Source organism: Pseudomonas sp. S2_H10 (assembly GCF_054668285.1).
The window spans coordinates 4,680,385-4,695,912 of the sequence record NZ_CP162754.1; the positions used below are offsets into that span (position 1 = coordinate 4,680,385).

The window sequence follows — 15,528 nt, forward strand, 5'->3', positions numbered from 1 at the left end:
TGATCACCAATCATGTGTGAACCAAGAACCCTGTGGGAGCGGGCTTGCCCGCGAAGACTGACTCAAGAACACTGCAAAATCACGGAACAGTCGGTGCATTCGGCACCACCATCTCCCCGGCACACGCCCCGCGCAACTGCCCTTCGAACTGCTCGATGATCGTTGCCCATCCCTGGCGACTGGCATGCTGGCGCGCATTGAGCCGCACATTGCGCAGGGTTTCCCTGTCTTCCAGCAACCATGCCGCTGCATCGCAGAACGCTTCTTCATCCCCCGGCATCGCCAGCACTCCGTTGTAGCCATGGCGAATATGCTGGGCCGCTGCCGCCTGATCGTAGGCCACCACGCCCAACCCCGAGGCAAGTGCTTCAAGCACCACATTGCCAAAGGTTTCGGTCAGGCTCGGAAACAGGAACATGTCCCCCGACGCGTAATGACAGGCCAGGGCTTCCCCCCGTTGCGTGCCGCAGAAAATCGCCTCGGGCATTTCCTTTTCCAGTTCCTGGCGCTGCGGACCGTCGCCGACCACGATCAGTTTCAGGATGCGCTGGGGATAACTCGCCTTGAGGGTATTGAAGGTGCGCTTGAGCAGACCCAGGTTCTTTTCCGGAGCCAGGCGTCCGACATGAATGACGGCGATGTCTGCCTCGGTCAGCCCCCATTGCTCGCGCAGGGCATTCAAGCGTTTGGCCGGGTGAAACAATTCGCTGTCGACCCCACGGGACAGCAACGCCAGTCGCTCGAACTGCCGCCGCTCCAGCTCCATGCGCTGACTGACGCTGGGCACCAGGGTCATGGCCGAGCGGTTGTGGAACCAGCGCAGGTAGTGAGTCAGCAGGCGCGTGAGCAAACCCAACCCGTACTGGTTGGAATATTGCTGGAAATTGGTGTGGAAACCGCTGACCACGCAAATCCCCAGTCGCCTTGCTGCACGCAAGGCAGACAAGCCCAGCGGGCCCTCGGTGGCGATGTAGAGCACATCCGGGCGGTGACGCGTCCAGCGTCGCAGCAGTTTGTGCATCGACGACTGACCCCATTGCAAGCCGGGATAGCCCGGTAGCGGCCAGCCGCGACACAGCAGCAGTTCATCATCGCTGCCCAGGTGCTGGTCGCAGCCCTGACGCGGGCGCACCAGTTCCACCTGATGCCCGCGCGCGCGCAAACCGTCGCACAAGCGACCCAGTGTATTGGCCACGCCGTTGATTTCCGGTGGGAAGGTTTCGGTGATCAGGGTGATATGCAGAGCTGTCGTCATGACCCCAGTGTCGGCTGGGGCCATGTCGTCAGTGTGACGTCGGGATGATGGATTTGTGACGTTGTGAACTTGCCGATAAGCGAGTTTGCACTAACGAGTGCCCAATCAGACGCTCACGAAACCTGTTCTGTTACCACGGTTCTGGCGGCGGATGGGCGACGGCGCGTGCGATCAGTGACAGCGATTTGTACTCGGTAGCGCCGTTCGGAGAGTCCCAAGTGCGTTGCCCCAAAGGCAACAGCCAAGGGACCAGCTGGTTCCAGGCCTCTTCCGGGGAACTGAAGGACGGCACTTCGATCCAGAACTGGATTCCGGCTCCCACTAAAAACGGACTGTCCGCGGGAATATCCGATATCGCGCCTCCAGCCTCGTCCATGAAATGGTTGGCTTGCCACGTGTCATAAATACCGCGAGGCGAATGTTTATCATGGAGGAGATTGTCCCAGGTCTTGTTAATGATGAAGTAAAAGTCACCATGGGCGTTGATCACGTTGTATCCGGCATTTATCAAGTCTTGTGCGGTCATCTCTCCGCGCAGTCTGCCCCAGAGACTCCAGCATTCGATTTCTACCTTTTTATCCACAGCGATGACCGGGTTGGGTCGAACGGCCCCGTCGTTCCAGACTCGCGCGATTTTGCCTCTGTCTTGTATCAGGCCAGCCATGTCGTTGATGAAGTACCTGACAGCGTCCTCGGAAGATGCATTTGGATTGCCGGACATGTCACGTGCGTATTTGGCCAGTTGGGGCGTGTTGTTGTGGGTGATCGGGCTGAGAAAAAATTCATCGGCTCCCAAGTGGATACGCCGGCTGCGTGGAAACATTGTGAAAAGGTCAGAGACGAGAGTTGTGATAAAGGAACGTGCAGCACTAATGCTGAAATCGAGAGCTTTGGACACAACGGTGCCATTACTGAGGCGAAGCTGAAATTCAGGCCGGTCGCGTAGTATCCAGTCCATATGTCCAGGCATGTCGAGCTCGGGAATTACCTCGATATGGTAGGACGCGGCAGTGTCGAGAACGCGCTTGAGCTCTTCTGCGCTCCAGGCATCGGAACTGGAGATGTCCACGCAAGAGGGAAAGGTCACCCTTACGCCTTCGTTATCTGTCAGATGTAAGTGCAGCGTATTGAGTTGATTCCAGGCCATTTCCTGAATCAGGTTGATGACCCAGTCGGGGCTGAAATACCAGCGGCCCATATCGATCATGACCGAGCGCTCGGCATGCATGGGGGCATCAATTACAACCCCCGATTCGAGTGTGGTTGAGACTCGCACAGCTTTATGCAGGGTGGTCAGGGCGCGGGCCATGGCCTCCGGGGTTTGTGCGCTGACCAGAACATTGTGTGAGATATCAATCCGGTAACTTTCCCTTTTGCCTTTGACGGGAATCGGGACGTCCGCCGTATTCGGTGCGGACAATTGCAACGATACGTCACCGCTTAGTGGCGGAGCGCCTGGCAGTAGTGTGATGGCCGTGGGCTTGCCAAGCCCGGCGGCACCCGCGAGCCCGGCTGCCAGTCTTGTTGCCAAGGGCCGCAGGCTCTCGCTGTCGATGAGAATGCGCGAACTTTCACTGATGACAAAATCAGCTCCCGCTTCCGGTTTCGCATGCAGTACGGCCGGGCTCATGCTGGTCCAGGGGAAGGATGCATTCCGGTCCCTGGCACTGAGATGTTCGCCTGTCATCAAGGAAGCCGCAGCGGGGGGATGGATGGGTGTTGCCATTGAAGTGGTTCTCCATACGTTGAAGTTTTGACTCATCCCTGACAATTGATTGGGTTCAAGTTTGGGGAGTCGCTGTACGTATTGGATGTTTTATGCGCAGAAACGTATACGGTAAGAATTAACAGGTATGGGGTAACAGGTTTGTAAGGTTGTGTCGTTCATTGTTATTTGTTGGTGGAAGTAAGTGTTTGAATGGTGTGCTGGGGAAGGCGATCGCTTGCCGGACCTGTCACTTGTTATAGGTGTCTTTTCTATCAATTAACGTAAAGATAGCTCTGCATTACAGGCAATTGTGCCGGATAAAAGGAGTTTTAATGATGAAAGAGCAATCGAAAGTTAATCAGGATTCAAGTAATGTTGCCGAGCTCGGTATTCCCGTTCCGACGATCACCTATCCTTTAGATGGAACTCGTCACTCTTTGGGGCGAGTGTTTATTGAAGGGGAGTGTTTGCCGGGGGCAACCGTTGACATGCTTAATTATGACGACACCAGGCTGGGTTCTGCCACAGTGAACGGGAAGACTTGGTATTTCAGTCGCAACTGGGACGACGGTGCGAAAGTTGTGAAGGCACGGCAGCGTCTCGCGGGTCTATCTTCCTCCCCAACCGAGCCGCGGTTCTTTTTTGTCAGTCTACCTACTCCAGGTATTACTTACCCAAAAGACGCAAGTCGCTTACCAGCAGGTCAGATTGTCATCGAGGGCACCTGTAGCTACGGAGCAGAAGCGGTTGAAGTGCTGAATCATGACTTTAGTGTTTTAGGTAAAGCTATCATAGACTCTGATGGAGCGACTTGGAGGTACAGCCGTGTTTGGGATAAAGGTGTCAAACATGTCAAGGTAAGACAAATCCTGAATGGCAAGCTTTCTGAATCGGGCGGTCAAATTGAGTTCGTCGTACAGTGAAATACCCCACCAGGAACTGATTCAACTAACCGCTGTGAGTCAGTTGTAAGGCCTGCGGCAAGAGAAATACTCTTGCCGCAGTTTTTTTATCGGGCGTTTTTTACTTTGCAGGCGTTGTCAGCACTTGGGTGTCGCGTTCACGCACCCAGAACAGCGTCGCGCCGGCCACGGCCGCTGGCATCATCAGGATGTTGACCACAGGGATCAGCAGCACCAGGTACACGCTGCCGCCAAAACTCATGCTCTGCCAGCGCTTCTGCCGCAGCCAGGCGAGCATTTCGTTCCAGCCCAGCTTGTGGTTGTCCGCCGGGTAGTCGATGTACTGGATCGCCATCATCCACACCCCGAACAGCAGCCACAGCGGCGCGGCGATGATGTTCACCACCGGGATGAACGAGAGGATGAACAGCCCGATCGCACGGGGCAGGAAGTAGCCGAGCTTGCGCATTTCCCGGGCCAGGGTGCGCGGGATCATGGCAATCAGTTCACCCCAGCTGAAGGCCGGGAAGTCATCGGTGCCGCGCACCACCACTTCCACTTTCTCCGCGAGAAAGCCATTGAACGGCGCGGCAATGACGTTGGCGAGCATGGTGAAGGTGAAGAACACCATCAGCACGACGAGCACCACGAACAGCGGCCAGAGGAGGTAGTTGAGAAAACTCAGCCAGTCGGGCAGGGACGGCATCAAGGTGTCGACCCACAGGCTGAATTGATGGCCGGCCAGGTAGATCAATCCGACGAACAGCACCAGGTTGATGGCCAGCGGCAACAGGACGAACAAACGCAGGCTGGGGCTCAGCACCAGCTTGAGGCCTTCGCGCAGGTATTGCGGGCCGGACAGGACAGGGGCGGGCATAAGAGGCTCCGGACAGAGGGAAATCGCGCCGACCTTACCGGCTTTGCTTCACGTGCGAAAGCGCGGCAGTGGTATCGACATTCACTGTAACAAAGACGTCGATATCGTCGCTCAGATGGCATAGAGACCACCTATGAGCTGGATTGTTAATCCGTATTTCCTTAATCTTCGCCCCCTCGATACGCTGCACCCAATCTTTTACAGGACGGTCGGGTTCAAGCCTTCCCCAAGCGCTTGCAACCGTTCTTTTTTATTCCAGCCGGCAATCCGGCGTTCCGCGCCAGGTGTTCCGGGCCGGTCAACAGGAGCAGGTCATGTCTGAAGTCCGTCATTCGCGAGTGATTATTCTCGGTTCCGGCCCTGCCGGTTACAGCGCCGCGGTCTATGCCGCCCGTGCCAACCTCAAGCCGCTGCTGATCACCGGCATGCAGGCCGGCGGTCAACTGACCACCACCACCGAAGTCGACAACTGGCCGGGCGACGTCCACGGCCTGACCGGCCCGGCGCTGATGGAGCGGATGCGCGAGCACGCCGAGCGCTTCGAAACCGAGATCGTTTTCGATCACATCAATGCCGTGGACTTCGCTGCCAAGCCGTACACCCTGACCGGCGACAGCGCGACCTACACCTGCGACGCCCTGATCATTGCCACCGGCGCCAGCGCTCGTTACCTGGGCCTGCCGTCCGAAGAAACCTTCATGGGCAAAGGCGTTTCGGCCTGCGCGACTTGCGACGGTTTCTTCTATCGCAACAAGCCAGTGGCTGTGGTCGGCGGCGGCAACACCGCTGTCGAAGAAGCCCTGTACCTGGCCAACATCGCCAGCAAAGTCACGCTGATCCACCGTCGCGAAACCTTCCGCGCCGAGAAGATCCTGATCGACAAGCTCAACGCCCGTGTTGCCGAAGGCAAGATCGAGCTGAAGCTGAACGCAACCCTGGACGAAGTCCTGGGCGACAACATGGGCGTGACCGGTGCCCGCCTGAAGAACAACGACGGCAGCTTCGACGAAGTGAAAGTCGACGGCGTGTTCATCGCCATCGGCCACACCCCGAACACTTCGCTGTTCGAAGGCCAGCTGACCCTGAAAGACGGTTACCTGGTGGTGCAAGGCGGCCGTGACGGCAACGCTACTGCCACTAGCCTCGAAGGCATCTTCGCCGCCGGTGACGTGGCTGACCACGTGTACCGTCAGGCCATCACCTCGGCCGGCGCCGGTTGCATGGCGGCACTGGATGCCGAGCGCTACCTCGACGATCTGCAGAACGCTTGATTCTGCTTTCGTTGAAATGAAAAACCGGCTTCGGCCGGTTTTTTCATGGGCAACACAAAACAGACCTGTAGGAGCCGGCTTGCCGGCGATGGCGGCGTATCAATCAACATCGGCGTTGCCTGACACACCGCAATCGCCAGCAAGCCGGCTCCTACAGGATCAGGTTTCAGGTCAGTTTGGCGAGGCACGCCTCAAGGATATCCAACCCTTCCTCCAGCACCGCCGCTTCGATGGTCAACGGCGCCAGCAGGCGAATGATGTTCCGCGATTTACCACTGGGCATCAGCAGCAGACCCGCATCCCGCGCCAGGGTCAGCAGTTGGGTCAATTGTGTCGATCCGGGTGAGCCATCGACATTGATCAACTCGATACCGCGCATGGCACCGACACCAGTCAGGCGACCCAGGTAAGGTGTCAGTTTGCTCGCACGCCAGGTTGCATGGCGGCCAACAATCGCCTCTTCCTGCTGCGTGCCCCACGCTTGTAGGTTGGCATCGGTCATTTCGTCCAGGGTTGCCAGTGCCGCTGCGCAGGCGATGGGATTGCCGGAGTAGGTGCCACCGAGTCCGCCCTTGGGCAGGTTATCCAGCAGCGCTTTGCGCCCGACCACCGCACCCAGCGGCACGCCGCCGGCAATGCTTTTGCCGAGCAGGACCAGGTCGGGCTCGATGCCCAATCGCGAGAACGCGAAGCGCTGGCCGGTACGGCCGAAACCGGACTGGATTTCATCGGCGATCAGCACAATGCCCTTGTCGTCGCAGAACTTGCGCAGTGCCTGGGCGAACTCCACATCCATGGCCAGGAAACCCGCTTCGCCCTGCACGGGTTCGACGATGAAGCAGGCCACGTCCTCGACATCGATCTCGACGCTGAACAAACGCTGCATGGCCTTCAGGGCTTCGGCGCAGGTCACGCCGTTGTCCGGGCTGGGGTAGGGAAGGTGATACACCGGCCCCGGCAGCACGCCGACTTTTTGTTTGTAGGGCGCGACCTTGCCGTTGAGGTTCAGGGTGGCGAGGGTGCGGCCGTGGAAAGCGCCATCGAAGGCAATGACGGCGGTACGGCCGGTGGCGCCACGGACGATCTTCAGGGCGTTCTCGGCGGCTTCCGCGCCGCTGTTGGTGAGCATGCCGCTGACCGGATAATCGACCGGGATGAACGCGCTGAGGCGGTCCATCAAATCGATGTAGGGGGTATGGGGGGCTGCGTTGAACGCATAGTGGGTCAGCCGGGTGGCCTGCTCGCGAATGGCTTCGACGATGCGCGGATGGCAATGGCCGAGGTTCAACACGCCGATGCCGCCGACAAAGTCGATGTAGCGTTTGCCATCGGTGTCCCAGACCTCGGCGTTCTTGCCGTGGCTGAGCGTGACAGGGTGAACGATGTTGATCGACTGGCTGATGGTTTCGCTGCGCATGGATGACCGGCTCGAAAGAAGGAGGACTTCTTTTATCTAAGCCGTGAGCAGCGGTACCCGGCAAACGAAATAAAGTGGCGGGGTCAATCTTAAAAGTCGGGTTGTGCTGTTGACCATCTGTAGGAGCGAGCCTGCTCGCGATGGTCGTGAACGATAACACTGGGTGCCTGATGCCCCGCAGCGCTCTCAGGTTCATCGCGAGCAGGCTCGCTCCTACAATTTGAATCAGCGGCGGGTCAGTGGCTGTTGGGTGAATTTCACGCCAGCCAGGCCATGGGCCATCAATGCACGGATATTGCCGTGATCGCTGCCTTCAGGTGTGGCAACAACCGAACGGTAATGCTCGCCAAAAGCCAGCAGTGCTTCTTCATCACTCAAGCCTTCGAGCAGTGCCAGGCCCAGGGTCTTGCACGAGCCTTCGTTCTGCCCGGCCGCGTTTTCCACTCCACCGTTGTTGAAGGCCTGAGGCTGGTAGTCGTAACCGGCGGCAATGAACGCCAGGGTGTCGGCGAAGGCGTGTTCGCCGGTCTTGAGGCTGGCGCGCAGGGTGTTCAGATCACTCATTGGGTTTTCCTTTGGCGAACGCCGCCTGTTGTTCGGCGTTGGCTTCTTGCTGATATTGGGCTTTCCATTCGGCGTACGGCATGCCGTAAACCACTTCGCGGGCGTCGTCGAGGCTGACCTCGATCTGGCGCTCGTCGGCAGCCGCCTTGTACCACTTGGACAGGCAGTTGCGGCAGAAGCCCGAGAGGTTCATCAGGTCGATGTTCTGCACATCCTTGCGGCTGTCCAGGTGGGCCACCAGCCGGCGAAAGGCGGCGGCTTCGAGTTCCAGGCGTTGTTGATCGTTCATGGGAGGTCTCTGCGAGACAGCTGCAAGCTGCAAGCTGCAAGATGGATGGCGGTGGCTACAAGTTTACAGCCTGGCGCCTGTGGCTTGAAGCTAGCGGCTCGCTGCAAGCGTAATCGATACCGACTCGGCGAATCGCAGCGCATGGGGCTTGTCGACCTCGACCTCGGCGTAGAGCACCGATGCGTTGGCCATCACCAGGTCGAGAATTTCCTGGGTCAGGCGTTCGAGCAGCGCAAAGCGGTTGCCTTCCACATGGGCGATGATCGCCTTGGTGATGGTCCGGTAGTTCAACGCGTGATCGATGTCGTTGTCCCGGACCGCTTCCTGGGCGGCGTACAGAATGGTCAGGTTGATCAGCACATCCTGTTTGTTGAGGATTTCATCCTCGTTGATGCCGATGAAGGTACGCAGGCACAGGTCCTTGACCCGGATGCGTGCCATGCCTGGCTGAAGTTGTGGCATTGCTACTTGCTCCGTCCAATCAATTGCAGGAACTCCTGGCGGGTATTGCTCGACTCGCGGAAGGCGCCGAGCATCACCGAGGTGTTCATGGTCGAATTCTGTTTTTCGACGCCGCGCATCATCATGCACATGTGCTGCGCTTCGATGACCACTGCGACGCCTGCCGCGCCGGTCACCTGTTGCACGGCGTCGGCGATTTGCCGGGTGAGGTTTTCCTGGATTTGCAGGCGGCGGGCGAACATGTCCACCAGCCGCGCAATCTTCGACAGGCCCAGCACCTTGCCGGTTGGAATATAAGCCACATGCGCCTTGCCGATGAAGGGCAGCATGTGGTGTTCGCACAGCGAGTACAACTCGATGTTGTCGACGATCACCATTTCATCGTTGTCGGAGGCGAACAGCGCGCCGTTGACGATCTGCTCGATACTTTGCTCGTACCCATGGCAAAGGTACTGCATGGCTTTGGCTGCGCGCTTGGGCGTATCGAGCAAACCCTCGCGGTCGGGGTTTTCACCGAGACCGATGAGGATCTCACGGTAGCTCTGGGATAGGGCGTTCTGGGGCAGCGATAACGTCATGGAAAATCCTCGCGGGACACTTATTTGATGTGCCTTCCGCCGTTGACGGTCAGGGTGGTGCCGGTGACGTAAGGGTTGTCGAGCAGATAACGCAGGCTCTGGTAGATCACTTCGCAGCCGGGTTCGATGCCCAGCGCGGACTTGGCCAGCGCCCTGGCGCGGTAGGCCGCGTCGTCTTCAGGGTTGAACAGTAGCAGGGCCGGCGCGATCCCGTTGACCTTGATGGCCGGCGCGTACCTGGCGGCGAAGGACAGGGTCAGGCTGTCGAGCCCGGCCTTGCTGGCGCAATAGCCGATGTGCTTGCTGCTGCCCTTGCGCGTCACGTCATCGCTGATGTGCACGATGTCGGCGGGGCTCGAGCGTTGCAGCAGGTCGGCGCAATGCAGGTTGATCAGGTAAGGCGCCAGCATGTGCACGTTGAACATTCGGGTGAACGCTGCGGCATCGGTGTCCGGTGTTTCGGCCAGCCATTCGGAGGCGTTGTGGACAATCGCGCGCAAACAGTCGGTGTGGGTTTTCAGTTCGCTGATGAAGGCGAGAATCCCGGTTTCACTGGAGAAGTCCGCGAACACCGCGGTGGCCCCCAGGTCGCGCAGGGCTTGTACGCCGGGTCGCTCGCTGCGGTAGCTGAAAATCACCCGATGGCCATCTTCCAGCAGTCGCCGGGCGCAGTGCAGGCCGACGCGCTGGCCGGCGCCGGTAATGAGGACAGGGGCTGCGGAAGAAGTCATGAACGGCTCGCGTCGCGGTAAGAGCAAAACTATACCAGCGACGGGAGCGCTCTATCTATTGCAGGCAACATCCACAGAAGGTGATCAGTGGTTTTGGGTCGAGGGCTCGACGGGCAAGCGGCGCACGGGCGTGCTGTTCAGCCAGTTGGCCAGCAGACGGGTCGACAGCGGGATAAACCAATACACCATCAACGGCGTCAGGCACAGGGTGCTGATGAGTACGCGAGGCAATAGCGTCATCTCGCTCAGCAGCGGACCCAGTACAAAGTTGAACAGCAGCGAGACCGGAAAGAACGCCAGCCAGATCGCCACGGCCTGTTTCCAGCGCGGCGGGCGTTGGCCGGCGACGCCGAACCAGCCTTCTATGCCGCTGACCCGGTGCTCCGTCGGGTGGGCGAACAGCTCGCTGCCACGTCCGAGCCAGGCACTGCGCGAGGCGGAATGCTCCCAGGCGTGCAGGGTCTGTTCATCGGCGAAGCGGAAGATAATCTGGAATTCGTCATCATCGGGCGGCGGAGCAAGCACGCCGGAGCCGAGGTAGCCGGGAAAGTCGGTGGCCAGTTGTTCGCCTTCGCGCAGCCAGGCGATCAGGTCCTGATAACGTCCATTGGCAACGCGGCGCGCAACCATCAGCGTGACGGGTGGGGTAGACATTGTGTATCTCCATAAGGCATTTGCGTCGCTCCGGATAAGAGCTTCGCCAGGCACAGGCGCCGGGGTGGTGGGCCGTGTCTTGTAACAAGCAAGGATTATTCCTGATTCAGTCAATCGCGTCTGCGACGGTTTTAGCTCATTCGCGGCATGTTTTTTTACGGAATTTTTACGGGCTGGGCGAGTAGAATGTGTCTCGGACGATACAAGGATGTTACATCAGGATGCCCGTACTTACTGACGCTGCTTCAGATTCCGCGCAGGCTGCATCACTCGAACAGGAAGAACTCTTTCCCATTCGCGAGGTGGCGCGCCTGACAGGTGTCAACCCGGTCACGCTGCGTGCCTGGGAGCGACGCCATGGCCTGATTGTTCCAACGCGCACTGAAAGCGGGCATCGCCTGTATTCGCTGACCGATATCGAGCGGGTGCGCAGCATCCTCGGCTGGATCGAGCGCGGTGTAGCCGTCAGCAAGATCGGCAAGATCCTGGCCAGGGCCGAGCCGTTCAAGGCGTTGTCGCATTTCATCCCCAACAATCTCGTAACAGCCGATTACGCGCAGTGGCAGCATCAGGTACTTGCTGCGGTCAACGGGTTTGACGACCTTCGGCTGGAACAGGTCTACGGGCAAATCTTTTCCAGCTACGCCCTGACGGTGGTGTTTCAGGACATTCTGATTCCCGTGTGGAAGCAGTTGTTGCAACGCCAGGACCAGTTCGGCGGAACCAGCGAGTGGCTGTTCCTGGATGGTTTTCTGCGTGCCCGGGTGGCGCAGCGCCTGTTGTTGATGCGCGAAAAACAGCCGCGTTGCGTGGTCATCTGTGCCCTGGTCGGTCACTGCCGGGAGCTGGAACTGCTGGTCGCCGCCCTGTTCCTGAGTTGCGGGTCAATGACCGTTCGAGTGCTGCACATGGGCCAGCCATTCGAGGAGCTGGCGCTGACGTGTGAAAGAATCAAGCCCCAGGCGCTGGTGCTGTTTTCCAATCATGTGCCGGCTGCCGATTTGCCTCGGCGCCTGAATCGCCTGGCCATGGGGCTGGAGTGCCAATTGCTGTTGGCCGGCGATGCTTCTGACCTGGCACAGGAGAGCCTGACCGGTTCATCGATCGGTTGCCTGGGCAATGAGGGCGAGGTGATGGGCCAGCGTCTGAAACAGTTCCTGGCGGGGAATCTGGATACTTGAGGTTCAGAGATGCAGCGTTGGATGAGTCAAACGATGCTGCTGCAGGATGAACTGGCGCAGACGCTCGGTTTCGTCCGTATCGCTCTGGCTCAGTTGATAGGCGTAGAAGCCTTGCTCGTTTTCTTTCTCGAAAGTGCCACGCAGGGCAATCCGCTCATAACCTGAGGGGCTGAACCACAAGGCAAAATGCTTCGGCGGCTTGGTCTTGTTGCGAACTTCCAGCAAAACCCCTTTGCACGACACTTCGTGTACCCACAAGGTGCCGGGCTGACCCTGGGCGTTTTCCAACGCTACCGGTTCGTCCAGTACCAGACGCCACGGCCGGACCATCGGCCCGTCCTCATAGATGCTCGGCACGCCGAGGCGCAAATGCAGCGCATGGAACTCGTCTTCCACCAGGTGCAGGGGGAAGGTCATTTGCTGGTTTTCGAAGCTGGCTTGAATGGTGACCTGCTCATGGGCCGCCAGGCGGGTGAGCAGGTCACGGATTTGCGACCCACCATTGACCATCAGGCTCGACGTCGCATCCCGCACATTGAGTTGCGGGTTGTGTTGCATGGTCTGGATGAAATCCAGCTCATCCTGGGTCAGGAGTGCGTCGCGCTGCATGGCCAACTCGAAAGAAATAATTACAAAGTCATTGGTGATTGTAGTTACTGACAATTAATTCTGAATTTTGTTTTAGCCGTTCGTCGCCTTGAGCGCGGCAAGCTCGGCCTGGAGTTCAGCCAGTTGCCCCTCCAGTTGAGCCACACGCTGTTGCGCCTTGACCTGCACGGTGACGTCTTTCTGCACGCCGACAAAATAGGTTTGCCCGTCCGCCGGATTTTTCACCGTGGAAAGGGACAGCTCGTTCCAGAACGGAGTGCCGTCCTTGCGGTAGTTGCGCAGTATTTCCCGGCAGGAGCCTTCACGGTTCAGGGCGTCGCGAATCAACGGCAGGGCTTCCTGGTCGCGGTCGCCTGACTGCAGGAAACGACAATCCTGATAGAGAATTTCTTCGCTGGAATAGCCCGTCAGGCGTTCGAACGCGGGGTTGACGTAGATGAGGATCTTGTCCTGATCGCCTTCCTTCTCGGCAATCACGATACCGTCGTTGGAGGCATTGATCACCATTTGCAGCAATTGTGCATTAATCACCGGAGTATCCTTTCCTGATTGATATTCGATTGCATTCTAAAAGAACAATCACGACCGTGCTGTTAATATCCGGTTTTTTTACTCGGATTCAGGATCAGATTGATGAAAGTCGCCATCATTTCCGGCTCGGTGTACGGCACGGCCGAAGAAGTTGCCCGCCACGCCGCCAGCCTGTTGCAAGCCGCCGGTTTCGAAACCTCGCACAACCCGCGTGCGACCCTCGCCGATATCCAGGCGTTTGGCCCCGAAGCTTTTCTGGCAGTGACCTCCACCACCGGCATGGGCGAGCTGCCGGACAACCTGCAACCACTGTACTCGACCATTCGTGACCAATTGCCAGCGGCCTGGCGCGGTTTGCCAGGTGCAGTGATCGGGTTGGGCGATGCGAGTTATGGCGACACCTTTTGTGGCGGCGGCGAGCAGATGCGCGAATTGTTCGGTGAGCTGGGCATTCGCGAAGTACTGCCAATGCTGCGCCTGGACGCCAGCGAAAGCGTGACCCCGGAGACGGATGCCGAGCCTTGGCTGGCAGATCTGGTCAGCGCTTTGCGCGCGTGACAGATAACCCGATACCAATGCCGGTCAATGCGCTGGCAGTGCAGCAAAACCTGCCTGCCAGAGCTGCGCTGGCGCCGGTCATTTGACATGGATCCCGGGCAGCAGGGCGGCTGACTCGCTGGGCCATCAAGCTGGCTGCCAATGCAACTACACGAACCTCAACGGCTGACTAGACTCGGTAGTCATAGGAAACACTCCATAATAAAAAACACCGAGGCTCCTTGCCGTGACTGTCGCTCCCGTCCAATCGCCACACAGCGTCAAAGACCAGGTCAGTGCTGCCGAGTGGCAGACCCGTGTCGACCTGGCCGCCTGTTATCGCCTGGTTGCTCAACACGGTTGGGATGATCTGATTTTTACCCACATCTCCGCCAAGGTGCCCGGCACCGAAGACTTCCTGATCAACCCGTTCGGGTTGATGTTTCACGAAATTACCGCGTCGAGCCTGGTCAAGGTGGATCAGGCCGGCAACAAGCTGATGGACAGTCCTTACGAGATCAATCCGGCGGGCTACACCATCCACAGCGCCGTGCATGAGGTCCGTCACGATGTCGTCTGCGTGCTGCACACCCACACGGCTTCGGGGGTAGCGGTGTCGGCTCAGAAACAGGGCGTCCTGCCGATCAGCCAACAGTCGTTGTTCGTGCTTTCCAGCCTGGCCTACCACGCCTATGAAGGTGTGGCGCTCAACCATGAAGAGAAAGTGCGGCTGCAGGCCGACCTCGGTGAAAACAATTTCCTGATGCTGCATAACCACGGCCTGCTGACTTGCGGCAGCACCATCGCCGATACGTTCCTGATGATGTTCACCTTTCAGCGTGCCTGCGACATTCAGGTCATGGCGCAAAACGGTGCAGCCGAACTGATCGCCATCGAACCGCAGATCCTGGCCGGCGCCAAAGCCATGATCGCGGGTGTCACCAGAAGTGCTCAAGGAATGGGCGGAGCGCTGGCGTGGCCGGCGCTGCTGCGCAAACTCGATAAACTGGACCCGGGTTATAAACTCTAATGGAACTCGCCGAGATCCCTCTGTGTGTCTGGCGCAAACGCAGCCAGACCTTCGTATTCCGTGGCCACAGCATCCGTTACTGGACAGCGGGGCAGGGTGAGCCGTTGTTGCTCATTCACGGGTTTCCGTCCGCCAGTTGGGACTGGCATTACCTGTGGCAGCCATTGTCCCAGCGCTTTCGCGTGATTGCTTGCGACATGCTGGGCTTCGGCGATTCGGCCAAACCGGCGAATCACGAATACAGCCTGCTGGAGCAAGCGGATCTGCAAGAGGCTCTGCTTGAACACCTGAACGTCCGGCAACCGGTGCACCTGTTCGCTCACGATTACGGCGACAGCGTGGCCCAGGAACTGCTGGCCCGGCATTACGAGTCGCGGGTGGAGTTGGCCAGTTGCGTGTTTCTCAACGGCGGCTTGTTTCCGGAAACCCATCGTCCGGTACTGATGCAAAAACTCTTGCTCAGCCCTCTGGGCTGGATGATTGGCCGGGCCTTCAGCCGCGATGGTCTGGTGAGAAGCTTTCGGCAGATATTCGGTCCGCAAACCCGCCCCAGCGAAAGCCAGATGGATGATTTCTGGAGCCTGGTCGAAAGCCAACGCGGGCCACGTATCATGCATAGATTGATCGCCTACATCCCCGAGCGACGTGTCTGGCGCAATCGTTGGGTGCGCGCGATGCAACGCGGTGAAGTGCCGCTGCGGGTGATCGATGGCGGGGTCGATCCAATCTCCGGCCTGCACATGGTCGAGCGATACCGCGAACTGATCCCGGACGCGGACGCGGTGGTGTTGCCCGACATTGGTCATTACCCGCAGATCGAGGCCCCCGGCGAGGTGCTCAAGCACTACCTGGCGTTTCGCGATCAACTGCTCTTGCCACCGCGCAAGGTGGCGTATTCCTGACGCACCGCGTGAACCTGCGGGGCTTTTTTT

At 58.8% G+C, this 15,528-nt stretch carries 18 protein-coding genes; 6 read left to right on the forward strand and 12 right to left on the reverse strand.

Going from position 1 to position 15,528, the window contains the following annotated elements:
- Nucleotides 1–79: 79 nt before the first annotated feature.
- Nucleotides 80–1,279: a glycosyltransferase family 4 protein gene (locus AB4O16_RS20930; RefSeq protein ID WP_460155705.1), complete on the reverse strand. Its 1,200-nt coding sequence runs from the start codon at nt 1,277–1,279 to the stop codon at nt 80–82.
- 106 nt (nt 1,280–1,385) lie between these two features.
- A complete protein-coding gene (locus AB4O16_RS20935) occupies nt 1,386–2,981 on the reverse strand; it encodes a family 20 glycosylhydrolase (RefSeq protein WP_160387062.1) in 1,596 nt (531 codons plus the stop codon).
- A gap of 314 nt (nt 2,982–3,295) precedes the next feature.
- On the opposite strand from AB4O16_RS20935, the gene AB4O16_RS20940 reads away from it, so the two are divergent.
- A complete protein-coding gene (locus AB4O16_RS20940) occupies nt 3,296–3,886 on the forward strand; it encodes a hypothetical protein (protein ID WP_160387063.1) in 591 nt (196 codons plus the stop codon).
- Between the two features lie 100 nt (nt 3,887–3,986).
- Here AB4O16_RS20940 and cysZ read toward each other — a convergent pair whose 3' ends face one another.
- Nucleotides 3,987–4,742 carry a sulfate transporter CysZ gene (cysZ, locus tag AB4O16_RS20945; RefSeq protein ID WP_160387064.1) on the reverse strand — a complete coding sequence of 252 codons (756 nt, stop codon included), beginning with the start codon at nt 4,740–4,742 and terminating at the stop codon, nt 3,987–3,989.
- Nucleotides 4,743–5,056: 314 nt separating this feature from the next.
- Between cysZ and trxB the strand changes: the two genes are divergently transcribed.
- Nucleotides 5,057–6,013 carry a thioredoxin-disulfide reductase gene (gene trxB / locus AB4O16_RS20950; RefSeq protein WP_160387065.1) on the forward strand — a complete coding sequence of 319 codons (957 nt, stop codon included), beginning with the start codon at nt 5,057–5,059 and terminating at the stop codon, nt 6,011–6,013.
- 166 nt (nt 6,014–6,179) lie between these two features.
- Here trxB and AB4O16_RS20955 read toward each other — a convergent pair whose 3' ends face one another.
- The 7 genes from AB4O16_RS20955 to AB4O16_RS20985 form a co-directional block, all read right to left on the reverse strand.
- Entirely contained in the window at nt 6,180–7,430 is a 1,251-nt protein-coding gene (locus AB4O16_RS20955; protein ID WP_160387066.1) for a 2-aminoadipate transaminase, read from the reverse strand.
- 225 nt (nt 7,431–7,655) lie between these two features.
- Nucleotides 7,656–7,994 carry a HopJ type III effector protein gene (locus tag AB4O16_RS20960; RefSeq protein WP_460155706.1) on the reverse strand — a complete coding sequence of 113 codons (339 nt, stop codon included), beginning with the start codon at nt 7,992–7,994 and terminating at the stop codon, nt 7,656–7,658.
- Nucleotides 7,987–8,283: a DUF1244 domain-containing protein gene (locus AB4O16_RS20965; RefSeq protein WP_095129425.1), complete on the reverse strand. Its 297-nt coding sequence runs from the start codon at nt 8,281–8,283 to the stop codon at nt 7,987–7,989. Before AB4O16_RS20965 ends, AB4O16_RS20960 begins: the two co-directional genes overlap by 8 nt.
- 90 nt (nt 8,284–8,373) lie before the next feature.
- Nucleotides 8,374–8,745, reverse strand: a complete 372-nt coding sequence (gene folX, locus AB4O16_RS20970) for a dihydroneopterin triphosphate 2'-epimerase (protein ID WP_007970304.1) — start codon at nt 8,743–8,745, stop codon at nt 8,374–8,376.
- A gap of 2 nt (nt 8,746–8,747) precedes the next feature.
- A complete protein-coding gene (folE, locus tag AB4O16_RS20975; protein ID WP_160387068.1) occupies nt 8,748–9,323 on the reverse strand; it encodes a GTP cyclohydrolase I FolE in 576 nt (191 codons plus the stop codon).
- Nucleotides 9,324–9,343: 20 nt separating this feature from the next.
- Entirely contained in the window at nt 9,344–10,054 is a 711-nt protein-coding gene (gene folM, locus AB4O16_RS20980) for a dihydromonapterin reductase (RefSeq protein ID WP_160387069.1), read from the reverse strand.
- A gap of 84 nt (nt 10,055–10,138) precedes the next feature.
- On the reverse strand, nt 10,139–10,708 hold the full coding sequence (locus AB4O16_RS20985) for an antibiotic biosynthesis monooxygenase (RefSeq protein ID WP_160387070.1): 570 nt from the start codon (nt 10,706–10,708) through the stop codon (nt 10,139–10,141).
- A 221-nt stretch (nt 10,709–10,929) separates the two neighbouring features.
- Here AB4O16_RS20985 and AB4O16_RS20990 point away from each other — a divergent pair, with 221 nt between their 5' ends.
- Complete coding sequence (locus AB4O16_RS20990) at nt 10,930–11,889, forward strand: MerR family transcriptional regulator (protein WP_160387071.1); 960 nt, start codon at nt 10,930–10,932, stop codon at nt 11,887–11,889.
- Between the two features lie 3 nt (nt 11,890–11,892).
- On the opposite strand, the gene AB4O16_RS20995 is transcribed toward AB4O16_RS20990, so the two are convergent.
- Complete coding sequence (locus tag AB4O16_RS20995) at nt 11,893–12,498, reverse strand: hypothetical protein (protein WP_150718051.1); 606 nt, start codon at nt 12,496–12,498, stop codon at nt 11,893–11,895.
- A gap of 72 nt (nt 12,499–12,570) precedes the next feature.
- Nucleotides 12,571–13,029, reverse strand: a complete 459-nt coding sequence (locus AB4O16_RS21000; protein WP_160387072.1) for a PAS domain S-box protein — start codon at nt 13,027–13,029, stop codon at nt 12,571–12,573.
- A gap of 102 nt (nt 13,030–13,131) precedes the next feature.
- On the opposite strand from AB4O16_RS21000, the gene AB4O16_RS21005 reads away from it, so the two are divergent.
- The 3 genes from AB4O16_RS21005 to AB4O16_RS21015 all read left to right on the forward strand — a co-directional run bounded on the left by AB4O16_RS21005 (nt 13,132) and on the right by AB4O16_RS21015 (nt 15,498).
- Nucleotides 13,132–13,587 (forward strand): flavodoxin, encoded by a 456-nt coding sequence (locus tag AB4O16_RS21005; RefSeq protein WP_160387073.1) that lies wholly within the window; start codon nt 13,132–13,134, stop codon nt 13,585–13,587.
- A gap of 226 nt (nt 13,588–13,813) precedes the next feature.
- Complete coding sequence (locus AB4O16_RS21010) at nt 13,814–14,596, forward strand: class II aldolase/adducin family protein (protein WP_150718054.1); 783 nt, start codon at nt 13,814–13,816, stop codon at nt 14,594–14,596.
- Nucleotides 14,596–15,498 (forward strand): alpha/beta fold hydrolase, encoded by a 903-nt coding sequence (locus AB4O16_RS21015; RefSeq protein WP_160387074.1) that lies wholly within the window; start codon nt 14,596–14,598, stop codon nt 15,496–15,498. The genes AB4O16_RS21010 and AB4O16_RS21015 overlap by 1 nt, the downstream gene beginning before the upstream one ends.
- Nucleotides 15,499–15,528: the final 30 nt, after the last annotated feature.